16 protein-coding genes are annotated in these 18,047 nt (G+C 63.4%); 15 read left to right on the forward strand and 1 reads right to left on the reverse strand.

The window, feature by feature from the left end; genetic code table 11:
• The 13 genes from AOP79_RS09785 (at position 1) to AOP79_RS12090 (ending at position 14,182) form a co-directional block, all read left to right on the forward strand.
• On the forward strand, positions 1 to 1,701 hold the full coding sequence (locus AOP79_RS09785) for a hypothetical protein (protein WP_152648094.1): 1,701 nt from the start codon (positions 1 to 3) through the stop codon (positions 1,699 to 1,701).
• Positions 1,702 to 1,806: 105 nt separating this feature from the next.
• Positions 1,807 to 2,274 (forward strand): transcription antitermination factor NusB, encoded by a 468-nt coding sequence (gene nusB, locus AOP79_RS09790; RefSeq protein WP_062073096.1) that lies wholly within the window; start codon positions 1,807 to 1,809, stop codon positions 2,272 to 2,274.
• Between the two features lie 119 nt (positions 2,275 to 2,393).
• Positions 2,394 to 2,939, forward strand: coding sequence for a bifunctional pyr operon transcriptional regulator/uracil phosphoribosyltransferase PyrR (pyrR, locus tag AOP79_RS09795; protein ID WP_062073099.1), 546 nt, complete (start codon positions 2,394 to 2,396; stop codon positions 2,937 to 2,939).
• Complete coding sequence (locus AOP79_RS09800) at positions 2,936 to 3,901, forward strand: aspartate carbamoyltransferase catalytic subunit (protein WP_062073101.1); 966 nt, start codon at positions 2,936 to 2,938, stop codon at positions 3,899 to 3,901. Before pyrR ends, AOP79_RS09800 begins: the two co-directional genes overlap by 4 nt.
• Complete coding sequence (locus AOP79_RS09805; protein WP_082093548.1) at positions 3,894 to 5,207, forward strand: dihydroorotase; 1,314 nt, start codon at positions 3,894 to 3,896, stop codon at positions 5,205 to 5,207. Before AOP79_RS09800 ends, AOP79_RS09805 begins: the two co-directional genes overlap by 8 nt.
• Complete coding sequence (carA, locus tag AOP79_RS09810; RefSeq protein ID WP_082093549.1) at positions 5,204 to 6,352, forward strand: glutamine-hydrolyzing carbamoyl-phosphate synthase small subunit; 1,149 nt, start codon at positions 5,204 to 5,206, stop codon at positions 6,350 to 6,352. The genes AOP79_RS09805 and carA overlap by 4 nt, the downstream gene beginning before the upstream one ends.
• The gene (carB, locus tag AOP79_RS09815; RefSeq protein WP_062073104.1) at positions 6,352 to 9,645 is read left to right on the forward strand and encodes a carbamoyl-phosphate synthase large subunit; all 3,294 of its coding nucleotides are present in this window, start codon (positions 6,352 to 6,354) and stop codon (positions 9,643 to 9,645) included. Before carA ends, carB begins: the two co-directional genes overlap by 1 nt.
• 112 nt (positions 9,646 to 9,757) lie before the next feature.
• Entirely contained in the window at positions 9,758 to 10,600 is an 843-nt protein-coding gene (gene pyrF, locus AOP79_RS09820) for an orotidine-5'-phosphate decarboxylase (protein ID WP_062073106.1), read from the forward strand.
• A 35-nt stretch (positions 10,601 to 10,635) separates the two neighbouring features.
• On the forward strand, positions 10,636 to 10,947 hold the full coding sequence (gene mihF, locus AOP79_RS09825) for an integration host factor, actinobacterial type (protein WP_062073108.1): 312 nt from the start codon (positions 10,636 to 10,638) through the stop codon (positions 10,945 to 10,947).
• Complete coding sequence (gene gmk / locus AOP79_RS09830; protein WP_062073110.1) at positions 10,947 to 11,501, forward strand: guanylate kinase; 555 nt, start codon at positions 10,947 to 10,949, stop codon at positions 11,499 to 11,501. The genes mihF and gmk overlap by 1 nt, the downstream gene beginning before the upstream one ends.
• Positions 11,502 to 11,551: 50 nt before the next feature.
• Complete coding sequence (gene rpoZ / locus AOP79_RS09835; protein WP_062073112.1) at positions 11,552 to 11,818, forward strand: DNA-directed RNA polymerase subunit omega; 267 nt, start codon at positions 11,552 to 11,554, stop codon at positions 11,816 to 11,818.
• 3 nt (positions 11,819 to 11,821) lie between these two features.
• Positions 11,822 to 13,129: a bifunctional phosphopantothenoylcysteine decarboxylase/phosphopantothenate synthase gene (locus AOP79_RS09840; RefSeq protein ID WP_062073114.1), complete on the forward strand. Its 1,308-nt coding sequence runs from the start codon at positions 11,822 to 11,824 to the stop codon at positions 13,127 to 13,129.
• A 741-nt stretch (positions 13,130 to 13,870) separates the two neighbouring features.
• On the forward strand, positions 13,871 to 14,182 hold the full coding sequence (locus AOP79_RS12090; protein WP_369401070.1) for an endonuclease domain-containing protein: 312 nt from the start codon (positions 13,871 to 13,873) through the stop codon (positions 14,180 to 14,182).
• A 103-nt stretch (positions 14,183 to 14,285) separates the two neighbouring features.
• On the opposite strand, the gene AOP79_RS09850 is transcribed toward AOP79_RS12090, so the two are convergent.
• A complete protein-coding gene (locus AOP79_RS09850) occupies positions 14,286 to 14,762 on the reverse strand; it encodes a YpsA SLOG family protein (RefSeq protein WP_062073118.1) in 477 nt (158 codons plus the stop codon).
• Positions 14,763 to 14,886: 124 nt separating this feature from the next.
• On the opposite strand from AOP79_RS09850, the gene metK reads away from it, so the two are divergent.
• Both metK and AOP79_RS09860 read left to right on the forward strand, forming a co-directional pair.
• Positions 14,887 to 16,056, forward strand: a complete 1,170-nt coding sequence (gene metK, locus AOP79_RS09855; RefSeq protein ID WP_062073119.1) for a methionine adenosyltransferase — start codon at positions 14,887 to 14,889, stop codon at positions 16,054 to 16,056.
• Positions 16,057 to 16,058: 2 nt separating this feature from the next.
• Entirely contained in the window at positions 16,059 to 18,041 is a 1,983-nt protein-coding gene (locus AOP79_RS09860; protein ID WP_062073120.1) for a primosomal protein N' family DNA-binding protein, read from the forward strand.
• Positions 18,042 to 18,047: the final 6 nt, after the last annotated feature.

Consider the following 18,047-nt stretch of genomic DNA (forward strand, 5'->3'; position numbering starts at 1 on the left):
ATGACAACTTGGATAGCGACCGGTCGCTATCCTGACCGTAGTTGGACTCCGAGACCCGTCTTTGCGGTGGTCGCAGTCCTGCTTGCGACAGGTGTTCATGTGGTTTGCGCGTGGAATGCACAGTTTCCCGTAGTAGACCTTGATGAAATCATCATGGTCGGTAACTCTCGAACCATTGCGGGTGAGCCGGGAGGGTGGGAACTCTTTGGCCCAGGATTTATGCCGGGTCTGGGAGTTCTCATGGCACCGGTGTGGTGGTTCACCGACGACCCGACTACGGTGTATCGCTGGGGAATCTGGATCGCCGTAGCCTGCTGTATGGCTGCTATTTGGCCGCTTTCCCGGGTGGTGCGCTGGGTTGGCGCGACGCCCACGGCGAGCATGATAATTGCCGCCGTCGTCATGATGGCTCCTGGCCGCGCGTTGATTTCGAACTATCTCTTCGGAGAATCTGTCTTACTGCTCGCGGTCTGTCTTGTGCTGGCACAGGCGATCCGTTTCGTTCGCTCTGGCCGGACTGCTGACATCGCGTTGGCAGGGGTCTTCGTGGGGGCTGCATGCCTCGCGCATGGTCGGGGTGTGGCTATTGCATGCGCTTTCGGTGTCTGGTGTCTCTTGCTTCTGAGGCGTATGCCCGTTCAGGCACTATGGGGTGGCGCTGTCGCAGTCCTATCGTCAATAGGTGCGTTCGGCCTCTACCTGTGGGTGAATGCGCAACTGCTCGTTGACGACAACAGGGTGAGCAAGGTCTTTTCAGACCGCGCGGATGTGGACTGGAGCAACTTTCTTCCTGGGGTCATTGGCCAACTCTGGTATCCAATGCTCGCCTGGCCGGCAGTCGTGGTCGCAGGCCTTTGGCTCATTGCCAGCCGGGTACGGGGACGTCACGTTGCTCAACTCATCGCGCTCATGACGGCCTGCGGACTTCTTCTATCAATCTGGCAGATCAATCCTGCGTACGTGAACTTCCGCTTGGATAACTGGTATTACGGGCGCTACATGGAACACATGTGGACGATCCTTGCCGCGATTGGCTTGGCAACGCTGGTTCGCGTCCGTGCAAGGGTTCTCGTTGTGGCAGTGCTGGCGTCCACAGCGGCAGTGGCAGCTGCGATGTGGCTGTACGCAGGCCCCGCAGTACCGACGGATCTCTTGTGGAATGACCTGCACGTCATGGGGATCTCGCCTTGGCTCAACATCGATGCATTTGTGTGGGGTGAACCGCAGGATTGGGGCACACTGGCGGCTCTGACTGTGGGGTTGACGCTTGCCGTCATCGTAGTGGCCTGGTTCTCGACGGCGGTGGTACTGGTGCTCGCTTTGTTCTGGAGCGGGCTGTCGGTCGCACACGACCAAGGTGCCATCGACATTCGAGACGCCGACCGCTCGCCAGACTCGGATCGGCTCGGTGTGGCTACACTCGCGCCTGATCAGCTGATCGGAATAGCCGAGCAAATTGGACAAGCGCGAAACCCAGTGATCTACGCGGCAGGGTCGCGGCCCACGATTATCGTCGATATCGAAGAGCCCCCGGAAGGTGTGGAACTGGTCTACGCGAGTGCCCTTGCCGGTGAGCCGCGTGCGGACGGTGCAGAGATCTATTCGCCGTCATTGCAGACTTTGACCGTTGGGTGGGTGTACCCCGGGGATCTCGCCGAAGACTTCGAGATGCAAGGCCTCCTTGACAACCCCAGCCAGTAGTTGCCAACGATTCGTCGCCGACGGGCTAGCGACGGGCTCTAGAATGGGTCCCATGCCCTTGACCCTTCCGACCGTTGTCCGATCCCTTGCTTGTGAAGGAATTCGATGAGCGCCCGCTCCAAAGCCCGCAAGCGCGCCCTCGACGTATTGTTCGAGGCAGACCAGCGTGGCACCCCGTTCAACCAGGCACTCGATCAGCGTGTGCGCGAGTCGGGCCGTGAGACTCCTTTGCCCGCCTACGCACGTGAGATCGTGCAGGGCGTGATTGACCGTCGCCGTGAGGTGGACGCGATCATTGCCGATGCTGCCCCGGACTGGACCATGGACCGGATGCCCGCGGTTGACCGCAACGTGCTGCGCATCGCCACCTGGGAAATCCTCTGCAACGACGACGTCGCCTCAGCGGTCGCGATTGATGAGGCCGTCACGCTGGTCAGCGACCTCAGTACTGACGACTCGCCGCGCTTTGTCAACGGCGTGTTGGGGCGCATTGCCCGTGACGCTCCGGCCATCGGCCGCGACAGCGCTGCGGACGTTGCCGCGGACATCGCAGACCTGACGGACGACGCTTAGTTTCTTGAGGGAAATTTCACCCCTCAATCGGCCTACTCGACCACTCGTGGTCGGGTAGGCTGAGTGCTGTTCGACATCCTTTAAGGACCGTCCAGAGAGGCGGGGAAGGAGGTCGCCAGGTGACTGGGACCATTCTTGGTGCGCCCGATATCGGCCGTGCTCTTACTCGCATCGCTCACGAGATTCTTGAGCGCAACGAGGGCCACGAGTCCCTCGTCCTTCTCGGAATTCCCACCCGCGGTGTGCCATTGGCTCACCGTCTTGCTGCGCGTATCGCAGAGGTGGAACCCGACTTCGATGCTGCCGCCCGTTGCGGTGAGCTCGACATCACCATGTACCGGGATGACCTCCGTAGTCAGCCCACCCGAAGCATCGGCCCCACAACGCTTCCCGCCGCCGGCATTGATGGCGCGACGGTAGTGCTCGTGGACGATGTCCTCCACACCGGCCGCACCATTCGCGCGGCGCTGGACGCCATCAAGGATGAGGGCCGGCCCACTGCCGTGCAGCTCGCCGTACTGGTGGATCGCGGGCACCGTGAACTGCCGATTCGCGCTGATTTTGTGGGCAAGAACATCCCCACCTCGCGCATCGAGCGTGTCGATGTCCACGTCAGCGACATTGATGGCGATGACGCTGTGATCCTCTCGGGAGGCCGCTCATGAAGCACCTGCTCGGAACTCAGGACCTGTCCCGCGAGGACGCCACACTCATCCTCGACACCACCGCCCAGATGGCAGCCACGCAAGAGCGCGAGATTCGCAAGCTCCCCACGCTCCGCGGCCGCACTGTGGTCAACCTCTTCTTCGAGGACTCCACCCGAACCCGCATCAGCTTTGAAGCGGCAGCGAAGCGCCTCAGCGCTGATGTCATTAACTTCTCCGCCAAAGGCTCGTCTCTGTCAAAGGGGGAGTCCCTTAAGGACACCGCGCTGACGTTGCAGGCCATGGGCGCCGATGCCGTGGTGATCCGCCATTGGGCGTCCGGTGCTGCTGACCGGCTCGCCCAGTCGGGATGGATGCACGGCGCCGTGTTGAATGCGGGCGATGGCACGCACCAGCACCCCACGCAGGCGCTTCTCGATGCCTTCACGATGCGCCGCCACCTTGTAGCAGACCCCGACGGTAAGGGTCTGGACGGTCTGACCGTCGCGATTGTGGGCGACGTGCTCCACTCGCGTGTGGCGGGCTCCAATATTGCGCTCCTCAAGACGCTGGGTGCCAACGTAGTGGTCGTCGCACCGCCCACGCTGCTGCCTTTTGGCATGGCTGCGCGCGAGGACATCTCGGTGCACTACACGCTGGACGATGCGCTCGACGCTCACGACCTGGACGCCATCATGATGCTGCGCGTGCAGCGCGAGCGAATGACTGGCGGCGGCTCGGGCTTCTTCCCGTCACCGGAGGAGTACACGCGCCTGTTTGGATTGGACCGTGCACGCATGGATCGCATGCCGGAGCACGCGATCATCCTTCACCCTGGCCCGATGAACCGCGGCCTTGAGATCTCTGCGGAGGCTGCGGACTCGCCGCGTTCCGTGATTGTTGAACAGGTCAGCAACGGCGTCGCCGTGCGCATGGCCTCCCTGTACCTGCTGCTTTCTGGAGAGGAGGCGCCCAGTGAGTGACACCACCACGGACGCCATCGTCATCACCAACGCGTCGCTCTACGGCGACACCACCGCAGACATTGTCATCGTGGATGGCCGCATCTCGTCATTGGACAGGGCCGATGCCCCGGCTGGCGCCCGTACGTTCGACGCCTCGGGCCTCGTCGCGCTACCGGGCCTCGTGGACATCCACACTCACCTCCGTGAGCCGGGTCGCGAGGATGCAGAGACCATCGAGACTGGGTCGCGGTCGGCGGCTCAGGGTGGGTTCGTCGCGATTCACGCCATGGCCAACACGACGCCCACCGCAGACACCGCGGGCGTGGTCGAGCAGGTCGCCTCTCGCGGTGCTGAAGTGGGTCTCGTCGACGTGTTCCCCGTGGGAGCAGTCACGGTAGGACTCGAAGGCACGCAACTGTCCGAGATGGGCGCGATGGCCAATTCGCGCGCCAAGGTGCGGATGTTCAGTGACGACGGCAAATGTGTCCACGACCCGGTGCTGATGCGCCGTGCCCTCGAATACGTGAAGACCTTCGACGGTGTGATCGCTCAGCACGCGCAGGACCCTCGGCTTACTGAGGGCTCCCAGATGCACGAGGGGCTCGTCTCGACTGAACTCGGACTTGCAGGCTGGCCGGCTGTGGCAGAAGAGTCGATCATCGCGCGCGACGTGTTGCTCGCGGAGCACGTCGGTTCGCGCCTTCACGTGTGCCACCTCTCGACCGCAGGTTCGGTTGACATCATCCGCTGGGCGAAGGCCAAGGGCATCGATGTGACTGCGGAGGTCATGCCGCACCACCTGCTGCTTACCGACGAATCGGTACGTGGCTACGACCCTCGCTTCAAGGTCAACCCGCCCCTGCGTACGCAGAAGGACGTCGACGCAGTGCGCGCGGGCCTCGCGGACGGCACCATCGACGTGGTCGCGACCGACCACGCACCTCACCCCGATGAGGACAAGGACTGCGAATGGGCAGCCGCAGCCATGGGCATGATCGGCCTCGAAACCGCCGTCGGTATCGTCCAGAAGACCATGGTCGACACCGGAGCCCTCTCGTGGCGCGATGTGGCGCGAGTCATGTCGACCACCCCTGCACGCATCGGCCGAGACGACCAGCACGGCCGCCCGCTTGAGGTGGGGGAGCCTGCGAACGTCACGGTCATCGACCCGAAGGCCGCGTGGACAGTCGACCCGACTGCCACCGCCTCGCGCTCAAACAACTCGCCGTTCGGCGGGATCGCACTTCCGGGACGCGCCGTCGTAACAATCCTGCGCGGCCGTCCCACGCACATCGACGATTCACTTGAAGGAGCATTCGCGTGACTGAAACCCCTGCGGTCCTCGTGCTCGAGGACGGCCGGACGTTCGAAGGTGCCGCCTATGGTGCCACCGGCCAGACGCTCGGCGAGATCGTCTTCAACACCGGCATGACCGGTTACCAGGAGACCCTCACCGACCCGAGCTACCACCGTCAGATTGTGGTCATGACCGCACCTCACATCGGCAACACCGGTGTGAACGACGAGGACGATGAGTCACGTCAGATCTGGGTGGCAGGCTACGTCGTGCGCGACCCTGCGCGACGCCCCTCCAACTGGCGCTCACAGCGCAGCCTCGATGACGACCTTGTCGACCAGGGCATCGTCGGTATCTCCGGTATCGACACCCGGCAGCTCACCCGCATCCTTCGCGACGGCGTCATGCGCGCCGGCATCTTCTCCGGAGACGCGCTGGCTCCCGGCGGCAAGCGTCACAGCACCGAGACCCTCGTGGACATCGTTTCGGCGGGGGCCGAGATGTCTGGTGCGCACCTCGCGGACGAGGCCAGCACTACCGAGGCCTACGTGGTCGAGCCGGCCGAAGGCGTCGAGAAGGTTGCCGATGTGGTGGCGGTCGATCTTGGTATTAAGGCCAACACTCCACGCATGATGGCTGAGCGCGGCATCCGCGTCACCGTGGTTCCGTCCTCGTGGACCGCTGAGCAGATGCTCGAATCCAAGCCCGATGGCGTGTTCTTCTCGAATGGCCCTGGTGACCCGTCAGCAGCCACGCACGCAGTCGACCAACTGCGCAAGGTACTCGACGCCAAGATCCCGTTCCTCGGAATCTGCTTTGGCAACCAGATGCTTGGCCGCGCGCTGGGCTACGACACCTACAAGCTGCAGTTCGGACACCGTGGAATCAACCAGCCGGTCATGGACCGCACTACCGGCAAGGTTGAAGTCACCGCGCATAATCATGGGTTCGCCGTTGACGCGCCGCTGGAAGGGGAGTCCGACTCGCCCGCAGGCTACGGCCGCGTCAAGGTCAGCCACGTGTGCCTCAATGACGACGTGGTGGAGGGGCTTGAATGCCTCGACCTGCCAGCGTTCTCCGTGCAGTACCACCCGGAGGCTGCCGCAGGACCACACGACGCGTCCTACCTGTTCGATCGTTTCATCTCTGTCATGAAGGGGGAGCGTGCCTGATGCCCAAGCGCGACGACATCACCTCAGTACTGGTCATCGGCTCCGGCCCCATCGTCATCGGTCAGGCCTGCGAGTTTGACTACTCGGGAACGCAGGCGTGCCGCGTTCTGCGCGCCGACGGTGTGCGAGTCATCCTGCTCAACTCCAACCCGGCGACCATCATGACGGACCCAGAGTTCGCCGATGCGACCTACGTTGAGCCCATCACCACCGAGGTGATTGAGGCCATCATCGCCAAGGAACGCCCCGACGCCTTGCTGCCGACCCTGGGCGGACAGACAGCGTTGAACGCGGCCATTGATGCCGATGCGGCTGGCATCCTCGAGAAGTACAACGTCGAACTCATCGGCGCCAACCTCGAAGCCATCAACCTGGGCGAGAACCGCGAACTCTTCAAGGGCGTGGTGGAACGTTGCGGCGCGGACTCAGCAGCCTCGCGCATTTGTCACACTATGGATGAGTGCCTCGCGGCCGCAGAGGAGCTCAACTACCCCGTGGTGGTGCGCCCTTCGTTCACCATGGGTGGCCTGGGCTCTGGCTTCGCCTACGACGAGGAAGACCTGCGCCGTATTGCCGGTGCCGGTCTGCACTATTCACCCACCACCGAGGTGCTGCTCGAAGAGTCGATCCTCGGCTGGAAGGAATACGAGCTCGAGCTCATGCGTGACCGCAACGACAACGTCGTGGTGGTCTGCTCGATCGAGAACGTGGACCCTGTAGGCGTGCACACGGGTGACTCCGTGACCGTGGCACCTGCCATGACCCTGACAGACCGCGAGTACCAGCGCATGCGCGATGTCGGCATCGCCATCATCCGCGAGGTGGGCGTGGACACCGGTGGCTGCAACGTGCAGTTCGCCGTTGACCCCGCCACCGGACGCCTCATCGTTATTGAGATGAACCCACGCGTGTCCCGCTCGTCGGCGCTGGCATCGAAGGCCACAGGCTTCCCGATTGCGAAGATCGCCGCGAAGCTCGCACTGGGATACACGCTCGATGAGATCCCCAACGACATCACCGGCTCCACTCCTGCGTCGTTCGAGCCCACGCTCGACTACGTGGTGGTGAAGGTCCCGCGCTTCGCGTTCGAGAAGTTCCCGGCAGCAGACCCTGTTCTCACCACGACCATGAAGTCCGTGGGTGAAGCGATGTCGATTGGCCGCAACTTCACCGAAGCGCTGGGCAAGGCGCTGCGGTCCATCGACAAGAAGGGCATGAACTTCCACTGGGATGGTCCCGCACCCTCGGATGCCCAGGTTGCAGAACTGCTCGAAGCCGTCGTGGTCCCCACGGAGAAGCGCTTCATTCAGGTCCAGCAACTGCTGCGTGCGGTGATCGCGGGCAACTGCACCATCGAGCAAATCTTCGATGCATGCAAGATCGACCCATGGTTCCTTGACCAGATGCTGCTCATGAACGAGATCGCAGCGGACGTCGCGGCGGCAGACTCGCTCGACGAGTCGACCTTGCGCACCGCAAAGCGTCACGGCCTCGCCGATGCGCAGATCGCCCAGTTGCGTGGCGTGAGTGTCGAAGAGATCTACGCCACCCGCGCGGAACTCAAGGTGCAGCCCGTCTACAAGACCGTAGACACGTGCGCCGCTGAGTTCGCTGCAAGTACGCCGTACTACTACAGCAGCTATGAGGCCGAGTCCGAGGTGTCGCCGCGCGAGCGCGAGGCCGTCATCATCCTCGGGTCTGGGCCTAACCGCATCGGCCAGGGAATCGAGTTCGACTACTCCTGTGTGCACGCTGCACTCAGCCTCAAGGACGAGTACGAGACCATCATGGTCAACTGCAACCCTGAGACCGTGTCGACTGACTACGACACCGCGAACCGGCTGTACTTCGAGCCGCTGACGTTCGAGGACGTCATGGCCGTCTATGAAGCAGAGAAGGCCGCAGGTCCCGTGAAGGGAATGTTCGTGCAGCTCGGCGGGCAGACTCCGCTGTCGCTGGCACAGCGCCTCGCCGATGCCGGTGTGCCAATTCTCGGAACGTCGCCGGAAGCGATCGACAACGCTGAGGACCGCGCCGCCTTTGGTCGGGTGCTCGACGGAGCAAACCTCCCGGCGCCGGCCTACGGCACCGCTCATGGCATCGACGAGGCCGTCGAGATCGCGGAACGCATCGGGTACCCCGTGCTCGTGCGCCCGTCCTACGTGCTCGGTGGACGCGGCATGGAAATTGTGTTCGACCGCGCCCAGCTTGAGGACTACGGCACGCGCATGGCCGACGTGGGCGACCACGCGACCGATGCTCCGCTGCTGATCGACCGCTTCCTCGACGACGCCATCGAGATCGATGTGGACGCCCTCTACGACGGCGAAGAGCTCTACCTCGGCGGCGTGATGGAGCACATCGAGGAGGCCGGAATTCACTCCGGTGACTCTGCGTGTGTGCTGCCACCCGTGACGTTGTCGCAGAGCGAACTCAACCGCATCCGTACCTCAACCGAGGCGCTTGCCAAGGGCATCGGCGTGCGCGGATTGATGAATGTGCAGTACGCGCTCGTCTCCGATGTCCTCTACGTACTCGAAGCCAACCCACGCGCGTCACGCACCGTGCCGTTCGTGGCGAAGGCCACGGGCGTACCGTTGGCTACCGCGGCATCGCTCGTGATGACCGGTACTTCGATTGCGCAGCTCAAGGTCGACGGCGTGCTGCCAGAGCAGGATGCAGCGCGTATCGACATGAACCAGCGCATCGCGGTGAAGGAAGCGGTCCTGCCGTTCAAGCGTTTCCGCACCCACGAGGGCCTCGTGGTCGACACTGTGCTTGGCCCTGAGATGCGTTCCACGGGTGAGGTCATGGGCTTTGACGACACCTTCCCGCTGGCGTTCGCCAAGTCGCAGGCAGCGGCCTTCGGCGGACTCCCCACGGGTGGCAAGGCCTTTGTCTCCGTCGCTGACCGCGACAAGGGTGCGATTTCGTTCCCGGTGGCACGCCTCGCTCAGCTCGGGTTCGAGATCCTGGCCACGGCCGGAACTGCGCAGGTGCTGGGCCGCTACGGAATCCCCGCGACCGTGGTGCGCAAATACTCCGAGGGAGTAGGACCAGATGGCGAGCCCACCATCGTGGATCTGATTCACGCGGGTGACGTACCGCTCGTCATCAACACCCCCTCAGGTCAGGGCGCACGCGCCGATGGCTACGAGATCCGCGCCGCTGCCACCGCAGCTGACTCGGCAATCGTGACTACCACGCAGCAACTGTCCGCAGCAGTTCAGGCCATCGAAGCGCGTCAACACGGCCCCTTCGACGTGCTGAGCCTGCAGGACGCGACCGCATAGCAACTCGCATACACGCCACGAAGACGCTCTCGCGCGCACCACACGCGAGAGCGTCTTCGCAGGTAGCATGGCTTTAGTTGGGCGGCCCATCAGCCGCGTAAGGAGAAAACGGATGACCTTCGGTTCACGCCTTTCCAGCGCAATGGCTGACTACGGGCCGCTGTGCGTGGGCATCGACCCTCACCCCGAACTGCTCGACCAGTGGGGCTTGCCCGACACCCCCGAATCTCTGGCGAGATTCTCCGATGCCGTCATTGAGGCATCGGCCGGTCACGCCGCGGCCGTCAAACCCAACGCTGCATTCTTTGAACGGCACGGAGCCAGGGGAGTGGCAGTTCTCGAAGACCTCCTCCTCAACGCACGCTCCGCGAGCCTCCTCACCGTCCTCGATGCGAAGCGCGGAGACATCGGCTCCACCATGGCCGGTTATGCGCAGTCCTACCTGGTACCTGGTGCACCCCTCGAGTGTGATTCACTCACCGTCTCGCCCTACCTCGGCTTCGGGTCGCTGAAGCCTGCAGTGGAGCTAGCCCAAGTGCACGGCAAGGGGCTGTTTGTTCTCGCGCTCACCTCCAACCCCGAAGGCCACGAAGTTCAGCACGCACGCAGCGCCAACGGCGAGGCCGTAGCGGCAGCGATCGTGCGACAGACCACAGACCTCAACCGTGACGCCACACCCATGGGTTCATTCGGACTCGTGGTGGGCGCCACCGTGGGAACGGCGGTGTCGGATCTCGGCATCGACCTCGACGGGCTCAACGGGCCTATCCTCGCGCCAGGCGTAGGCGCACAGGGTGCAGGAGCCACAGAGTTGTCCCAGGTATTTGGGAACTCTCGCGGCCTCGTACTCGTCAATCAATCGAGGGGCGTCCTCCGACACGGACCCGATGCCTCAACACTGCGTGCGGCCGTAACTGACGCGTCGCATGCAGCACGTAACGCACTGGCAGGCTAAAGCCCGCTAGACCACACAGAGGAAAGGAAGGGACCGTGGCAACACCAGAACTGTCTGACGAACAGCGCGCTGCGGCACTTGTGAAGGCCACAGCTGTGCGTAGCGCACGTCGTGTCTTCAAGGAGAAGCTGACGCAGGGCGAGATGACCCTCGAAAGCGCCATCTCCACTGCCAAGGCTGATGAAGCACTTGCTGGCATCCGTGTGCGCGACCTACTGCAGTGCCTACCCGGCATTGGACCCAAGCGCGCAGACACCGCAATGGAAGAGATCGGCATCTCGCCCGCGCGGCGAATCCGTGGACTTGGTGCCCACCAGGTTGACGCGCTGATCGCACGCGAGGGCTAATGAGCCGTCTCGTCGTACTCGCAGGACCCACTGCAGTCGGCAAAGGCACGCTGCTGCGCGCCGTGCTCGACCGCAACCCAGACATCTGGGTCTCGGTTTCTGCGACCACCCGTCCTGCTCGACCCGGCGAGCAGGACGGCATCCACTATCACTTTGTGTCCGATGAACGCTTTGATGAACTCATCGAGCAAGACGGTCTGCTCGAGTGGGCAACTGTCCACGGCAAGCACCGCTACGGCACGCCGCGTGCAGGTGTTGACGAAGCGCTACAAGCAGGTCGCCCTGCCGTCCTGGAGATCGACCTCGACGGCGTGCGGCAGGTCAAACAGACCATGCCAGACGCACTCTTCGTCTTCGTGCTCCCTCCCTCGTGGGAGGAACTCGTGAGCCGACTCGAAGGCCGTGGGACCGAGGACGAAGCCGAACGTATGCGCCGCCTCGCGACCGCACGCGACGAACTGATGGCCATCGACGAGTTCGATGAGACAGTCATCAACGACGACCTCGACACGGCAGTTGCCGAACTCGAACGATTGATTACTCAAGCACGCTAGACTTGTGCGAGTTTTGATTACCCCACCACCGCCATTTTGAGGAGTACACCGTGGCAGGAACAGTTGCACAGCCCGAGGGCATCACCAACCCGCCCATCGACGAGCTGCTGGAGAAGGTTGACTCCAAGTACGCACTGGTGATCTACGGATCCAAGCGTGCCCGCCAGATCAACTCGTACTACGAGGCACTTGGCGAAGGTCACTTCGAGAACGTCGGCCCGCTGGTCGAGGCAGACTCCACCGACAAGCCCCTCTCGGTCGCGCTCCGCGAGATCAACGAGGGTGGCCTGCTCGACCTGGGCGACTCAGAGAAGTAACTCATGCGCGTCCTCCTGGGCGTCACCGGCGGCATAGCCGCGTACAAGGCGGCGCTAGTGCTCCGGCTGCTCAAGGAGGATGGACACGACGTTCACGTCGTACCCACCGCGGCATCACTCAACTTTGTTGGGCGTGCCACGTGGGAAGCGCTGTCCGGACACCCTGCACCGACGGAGACGTTTGATAACGTCCCGTCGGTTCAGCATGTCCGGCTAGGACAGCGCGCTGAAGCCGTTCTCGTGGCACCCGCCACCGCTGACTTTCTCTCACAGATGGCAGCCGGGCGTGCCAGCGACCTTCTCGGCAACGCACTGCTCGCCACTGAAGCACCCATCCTTGTGTGCCCCGCGATGCACACCGAGATGTGGCAGGACCCGTCTGTGGTTGCCAACGTTGCGACGCTGCGCAGTCGTGGCGTGACGGTGCTTGAACCAGCCGTCGGCCGACTCACCGGCCCAGACTCGGGCCCAGGCCGTTTGCCTGACCCTGAGGACATCGTGGCGGCGCTGTACGCGCTACTGGGTGGAGAGGCCCCCGCTTCAGGTGCAGTAGGGGATCTGGGCCACATTTCTGCTCAAGATGACCCGAAGCCCCTACTGGGGGCTAGTAGCAGTGCTCTTGCAGGAGATGGTGGCTCGTGGGGAGACCTTGACGGCGTTCAGGTGCTCATCACTGCGGGTGGAACACGCGAGGCAATCGATCCGGTGCGGTACATCGGTAATCGGTCATCGGGACTCCAGGGCTTCGCGCTGGCGGAAGCCGCCCGTGAACGTGGCGCCACTGTGACGGTCATCGCTGCCAACGTGACGTTGCCCTTGGGTGAGGGCATCAGACGCGTCGACGTGGAAAGTGCCGCAGAACTTGAATCCGCCCTCGCACGTGAGACAGAGCGAGCAGATGTCATTGTCATGGCTGCAGCCGTTGCTGACTACAGGCCAGTGAAGGTGTCAGATTCAAAGATCAAGAAGTCTGGTGCTGACGGTCTCACCATCGAACTTGAGCAGACTCCGGACCTGTTGAAGGTGCTGGTTGCGCTCAAACGCCCGGATCAGACTGTGGTGGGGTTTGCTGCCGAGACTGGTGACGCAAGCGGTTCCGTGGCAGAGCACGGCGCTGCCAAGGCACGCCGCAAGGGTGCCGACCTCCTTGTCGTCAACGAGGTGGGTGACGGGCTCGGGTTCGGTAGCTCCACTAACGCCGTGCTGATCCTGGACGCGTCCGGAGAAAAGGCCGGAGAGGCCTCAGGAAGCAAACTCGCGGTTGCGCACTCGATCCTCGACGCCGTCACCAGTCGCGCGGGCACTAGCTAAACGTTGCCTCATCAGCGCTTCCGATCGCGGGGGCTCACTATCCACAGCACACTGTCGCGCAGCGGGAAACTCACAGATCTACCGATGTGAGGGCATCGGCTCGCGCGATGTGGCTGACTGCTGCCCATGGCCCGACTCATTGCAATTCCGCAGGCGGGGGAGTCACTCGCTAGCTTCCTCCAACGTGTGCCACAGGCATTCACAAGAGCGGAGCTGACCACAATGTTCTCGCGGCGCGCCATCGAGAACGCGGTCGCCAACCGGGATGCGGTCAGGTTGTTCCCCGCGGTCCTCAGCGGGACGACGCAACGCCATAAGCCGCGCGTGCGCGCCGAAGCTCTGTTGCTGTGGAACTCGCATATGTGGATTAGTGGCATGCTCGCGCTGGCGCTACACGAGCCTCAGCTCCCACCGCGTGGCGTCGATCATGTCGTGTCTATGCGGGGTGCTCATGTACGAACGCCAGCGCGTGTACATGCGAAACAGGTGCTGCGAATACCGGGTGGCTCTGTGCAAGGACTGGATCGAGTGGTGACACCCGCATTCGCAGTAGTCGACGCGTGGAACAGGACCCCAACTTCACGGCGGGTGGACGGACTTTATCGCGCTCTGTGGTCTGGTGTGACTACAGCGCAAGACATCTCTCAGGAACTCGCATTGTGTCCACGTGTGGCGGATCGGGGCACCATTCAACGCATTGTCTATTGGTGTATTGAAGGCGCGATGTCTCCTCTGGAGGTGATGGGTCATCGTGATGTCTTCTTTGGCCAGGAGTGGCGTTGTTGGAGTCGGCAACTTCCCCTCGAAGTCAACGGCCACCGATGCGTCGCGGACATGGCTCACGAGGCGAGCCGCACCATCATTGAGTTCGACGGCCAAGAGTTTCATGGGACGCGGATTGCCCAAGCGCGGGATGCACAGCGAGACGTTGTGCTCGCGTCAGCGGGCTGGATCACACTGCGCTTCCAATGGGGTCAACTTCGAAGCCGGCCCGAATGGTGTCGCGCTCAAGTACGCAACGTTCTAGCGATGCGCGCTCGCCGACCTCGATAGCGGCAGTAGGGGATTCGAGTCACTTTTCTTCGCGATGTGACTGATAGCCCCTACTGGGTGGGCTGGGGCGCGTCTGGGGGCGTCTGGGGCCGCGGCACAAGACCTAGGGCGCGAGCAGGGCGGACATGAAGGCCCGTGCTGCGTTGTATGACCCTGGCGCCTCTGATTCGCGCGGCCCGACGACGTTCACGATGAGTTCTCGGCCGATGGTTGCCAACCACTCGAGTGCGGCCGCAGGCGAATCAGGTCGCACCATCACTGGGCGCGCAATGGCCTCCGCGTACGCGAGGGCGCGCGTCGCGCCAGGGGAGCCTTCCACCACCCCCAGGGCGAGGGTGGCGTGGGTGTCGCGGATATTGCGTTCGGTACGGACGGCAGGGTCGGATTCGATGGTGGGTTTGAGCCCGGGATAGTCCACGAGCACGCCTGGCGGGTATGGCTTGTCTTCCGCCCAACCGCCTGCAGGACACCAACCACCGTGGACGACTCCAGCGGCAATCGCAGCATCGAGTGCGGCACGATCTGCCCCCGTCTGTCCTCCTGCATAGATGCGGGAAATGAGAGGCCGGGACAGGTCCATGTCATTCTCCCAAGCAGTGGTAGGTGAGGACTACGTGGACTGACCGTAGCAACAAGTGATGAGTACCGGAACGGGCCGTACGTCCTGGATAGGAAGGTCAGTCGCCGCCACTAGGGTGTACCGCATGAGTGATCTTCGCCTCTTCACGTCCGAGTCCGTCACCGAGGGCCACCCTGACAAGGTGTGTGACCAGGTATCTGATGCGATTTTGGACGAGATGCTTCGACAAGATCCTGCCGCGCGTGTGGCGGTGGAGACTATGGTCACGACGGGTCTGGTGCATGTCTCAGGCGAGGTCTCAACCGAGGCGTATGTGGACATTCCTGGGACGATCCGCGACGTGGTCAACTCCATCGGCTACACCTCTTCTAAGGTTGGCTTTGATGGCGACTCCTGTGGAGTCTCGGTCTCCATCGGCGAACAGAGTGCCGACATCTGGGCCGGCGTTGGATCCGCCACCGACACTGACGGCTCGGAGCTGGGCGCCGGTGACCAAGGACTGATGTTCGGCTATGCGTGCCGCGACACGGAGTCGCTGATGCCACTGCCCATCGCTATTGCCCATCGTCTGACACAGCAGCTTGCAGCCGTGCGCAAGACCGATGCTGTGGCGGGTCTCCGTCCAGATGGCAAGGCGCAGGTGACCATCGGCTACGACGGGGACATCGCGCGCACCGTCGACACCGTGGTCCTGTCGAGCCAGCACGCGGAGTCGTGGGACACCGAAGATCTGCGTGCCGCGCTTGCCGAGTCCGTGATCGATCCGGTGTTGGCTTCGTTCGACCTCGATGCGACCGGGCACCGGAACCTCATCAACCCCACTGGCCGCTTTGAGATTGGCGGACCCAAAGGCGACGCTGGACTCACCGGCCGCAAGATCATTGTGGACACGTATGGAGGAATGGCCCGTCATGGCGGCGGAGCATTCTCGGGCAAGGACCCCTCGAAGGTGGACCGCTCAGCGGCCTACGCCATGCGCTGGGTTGCCAAGAATGTGGTCGCTGCGGGCTTGGCGGAGCGTTGTGAAGTGCAGGTCGCATACGCGATCGGCACCGCGCATCCAGTGGGTCTCTACGTGGAGACGTTCGGAACAGCAACGGTTGACCCGGATCGCATCGCACGAGCCATTCGTGAGGTCTTTGACCTGCGTCCGCAGGCAATCATCGATGCCCTCGACCTGCGCCGTCCCATCTACCGCTCGACGGCTGCCTATGGCCACTTTGGACGCGAGCTCGACGACTTCACGTGGGAGCGCACGGATCGCGCCGACGCTCTCGCTAGCGCAGCACAATAGCCGTGGCCGCACCCATCGCGCGGGTGCGGCTCGACTCACCGCTGCCGCATCTGGACCGTGATTTTGACTACGCGATCCCCCAGAAACTTGCGGAGGTCGTGCAGATCGGATCGCGAGTGCGTGTGCCGTTCGCTGGCAGACTTGTGGGTGCGATTGTCACTCAACTCGCGACAGCATCGAGCTTTGAGGGAAAACTCCTTGAAGTGAAGAGCTCTTCAGCGATTCCCTCCTTCACCTCACAAGCGCTCGATCTCGCCTCCCAGGTAGCCCGTCGCTATGGCGGTTCACTGTGGGATGTGTGCCGACTCATGGCACCTCCACGGGTCGCGTCCGTGGAGAAGCGTGAGTGGGGAAATCCTGAGCGGGACGCTGCCTACGTAGACGCTCTCGAACGTTGCGCGACCGAGCCGCTCGTGGGCCCAGGGGAACGCGCCGTGTGGCAGGGTCTCCCAGAAGCGGAGGGCCGATGTTCGATCCCGGCTGCCGCGGTTGTCGCCACAGCTGTGGCTCGCCTCCATGACGGCGGTAGCCACGACAATGCGCGTGCCGCAGAGGGCGCCAACGCCGCCGACGGGGCTACGTCGACGGCGGGCTCGGTTGTGATTGTGGTTCCCGACGCGCGAGCTCAAAAAGCTGTGCTGGCTGAGTGTGAGCGGCTTGGACTCAAGCGCTGGTCCGCAAGGTCGGGTGGCCAGGTCGCCGTCCTTGACCATGACGACGGTCAAGCTGCGCGGTTCGGTGCTTTTCTTGCTGCGATGCATGGCCACGCACGCATCGTCATCGGAACGCGGCCCAGCGTGATGCAACCTGTTCCTCGCCTTAATGCCCTGGTGATGTGGGATGAGGCGAATGGTGTCTACGAAGAGCCTCATGCACCCTACCCACACGCTCGGACCATTGCCGCAATGCGTGCACATCACGGTGCGGCCGTCGTGATCGGCGGGTATGCGCTCAGCGTGGATGCGACCGCGCTGGCCGAACGTGGATGGGCTCGTTGGATCGAGCCGCCGCGCGATGTAGTGCGTGCGGCTACCCCTGCCATGGACATTCTGAGCGACGAGCGCCGCGAAGCCGAGGGCGGTGCGGGGCGTCACTGGATGCCCGGGTCTGCCTGGAGAGCGCTTCGCCAAGGTCTTGAGCGCGGCCCGGTCGGGGTCATGGTCCCGCGCGCGGGTTACGTGAACGCCACTGCCTGCGCGTACTGCGATGAGTGGGCCGTGTGTCGAGACTGTGAGTCGCCACTTGCGGTGTCTGGGCACGGGTCCAATCCGGTGTGCATTGAAAATGCACATCCTCAGCCCGATTGGCACTGTCCTCATTGCAAGAGCGCTCGGCTCAAGCAGTTGCGCCAGGGCGTGGAGCGCATCGCCGAGCAGCTCGCGCGGATGGCCGCGGGCGTCGAACTGACAGTCTCGAGCGCCGCGACGGGCATCGTCAGCGATTTTGAAGTGGAACGGGGCCTGGTGATCGCGACCCCCTCTGCGCTCCCCGCGGTTCACGGAGGCTACGCGCACGTGGTCGTGATCGACTCGGGCGTGCCTGCGGGAATGGGGCTGGGAGGGGAGTTGAAGGCGATCCGGTGGTGGCTCTCCGTGGCGGCGTTGGTCCGTGACCGCCGTAGTGGTGGCGCAGTGACCTTCGTGGGGGAAATGCCACCCACCGTGCGCCGTGCGCTGGGGACCTGGTCGCCGGTCGACGCGGCCAAGGACCTGTACCTGGAGCGTGCCGAACTTGGCTTCCCGCCGCATCGGCGTGTCCTCCAGATCGGCGGGGAACCTGCGTGGGTGTCGGCAGCGCTTGAGCGTGCCAACATCGTCGATGGGCAGGCGAAAGCGACGGTGGTGCCACGTCCGGACGGGGTGTCGGTGCTCCTCACCCGCGGGGCCGCTCAGGAAGCCGTGGACGTCATCCGCGAGGTACAGCGAGAGGCGTCCAAGAACAAGGGTGAACTGCGCATGCGTGTGGACGCTCCACTGGAGTTCTGACGCTCC

It is taken from the genome of Demequina sediminicola, from assembly GCF_000975055.1.
GTDB classification, from domain to species: Bacteria; Actinomycetota; Actinomycetes; order Actinomycetales; family Demequinaceae; genus Demequina; species Demequina sediminicola.

Bases quoted from the DNA above. Each gene is read 5' to 3' on its own strand.
- AOP79_RS09785 (WP_152648094.1), top strand. From the start codon at position 1: ATGACAACTTGGATAGCGACCGGTCGCTATCCTGACCGTAGTTGGACT.
- nusB (WP_062073096.1), top strand. From the start codon at position 1,807: ATGAGCGCCCGCTCCAAAGCCCGCAAGCGCGCCCTCGACGTATTGTTC.
- AOP79_RS09800 (WP_062073101.1), top strand. From the start codon at position 2,936: ATGAAGCACCTGCTCGGAACTCAGGACCTGTCCCGCGAGGACGCCACA.
- carB (WP_062073104.1), top strand. From the start codon at position 6,352: ATGCCCAAGCGCGACGACATCACCTCAGTACTGGTCATCGGCTCCGGC.
- pyrF (WP_062073106.1), top strand. From the start codon at position 9,758: ATGACCTTCGGTTCACGCCTTTCCAGCGCAATGGCTGACTACGGGCCG.
- gmk (WP_062073110.1), top strand. From the start codon at position 10,947: ATGAGCCGTCTCGTCGTACTCGCAGGACCCACTGCAGTCGGCAAAGGC.
- AOP79_RS09840 (WP_062073114.1), top strand. From the start codon at position 11,822: ATGCGCGTCCTCCTGGGCGTCACCGGCGGCATAGCCGCGTACAAGGCG.
- AOP79_RS12090 (WP_369401070.1), top strand. From the start codon at position 13,871: ATGGGTCATCGTGATGTCTTCTTTGGCCAGGAGTGGCGTTGTTGGAGT.
- AOP79_RS09850 (WP_062073118.1), bottom strand. From the start codon at position 14,762: ATGGACCTGTCCCGGCCTCTCATTTCCCGCATCTATGCAGGAGGACAG.
- metK (WP_062073119.1), top strand. From the start codon at position 14,887: ATGAGTGATCTTCGCCTCTTCACGTCCGAGTCCGTCACCGAGGGCCAC.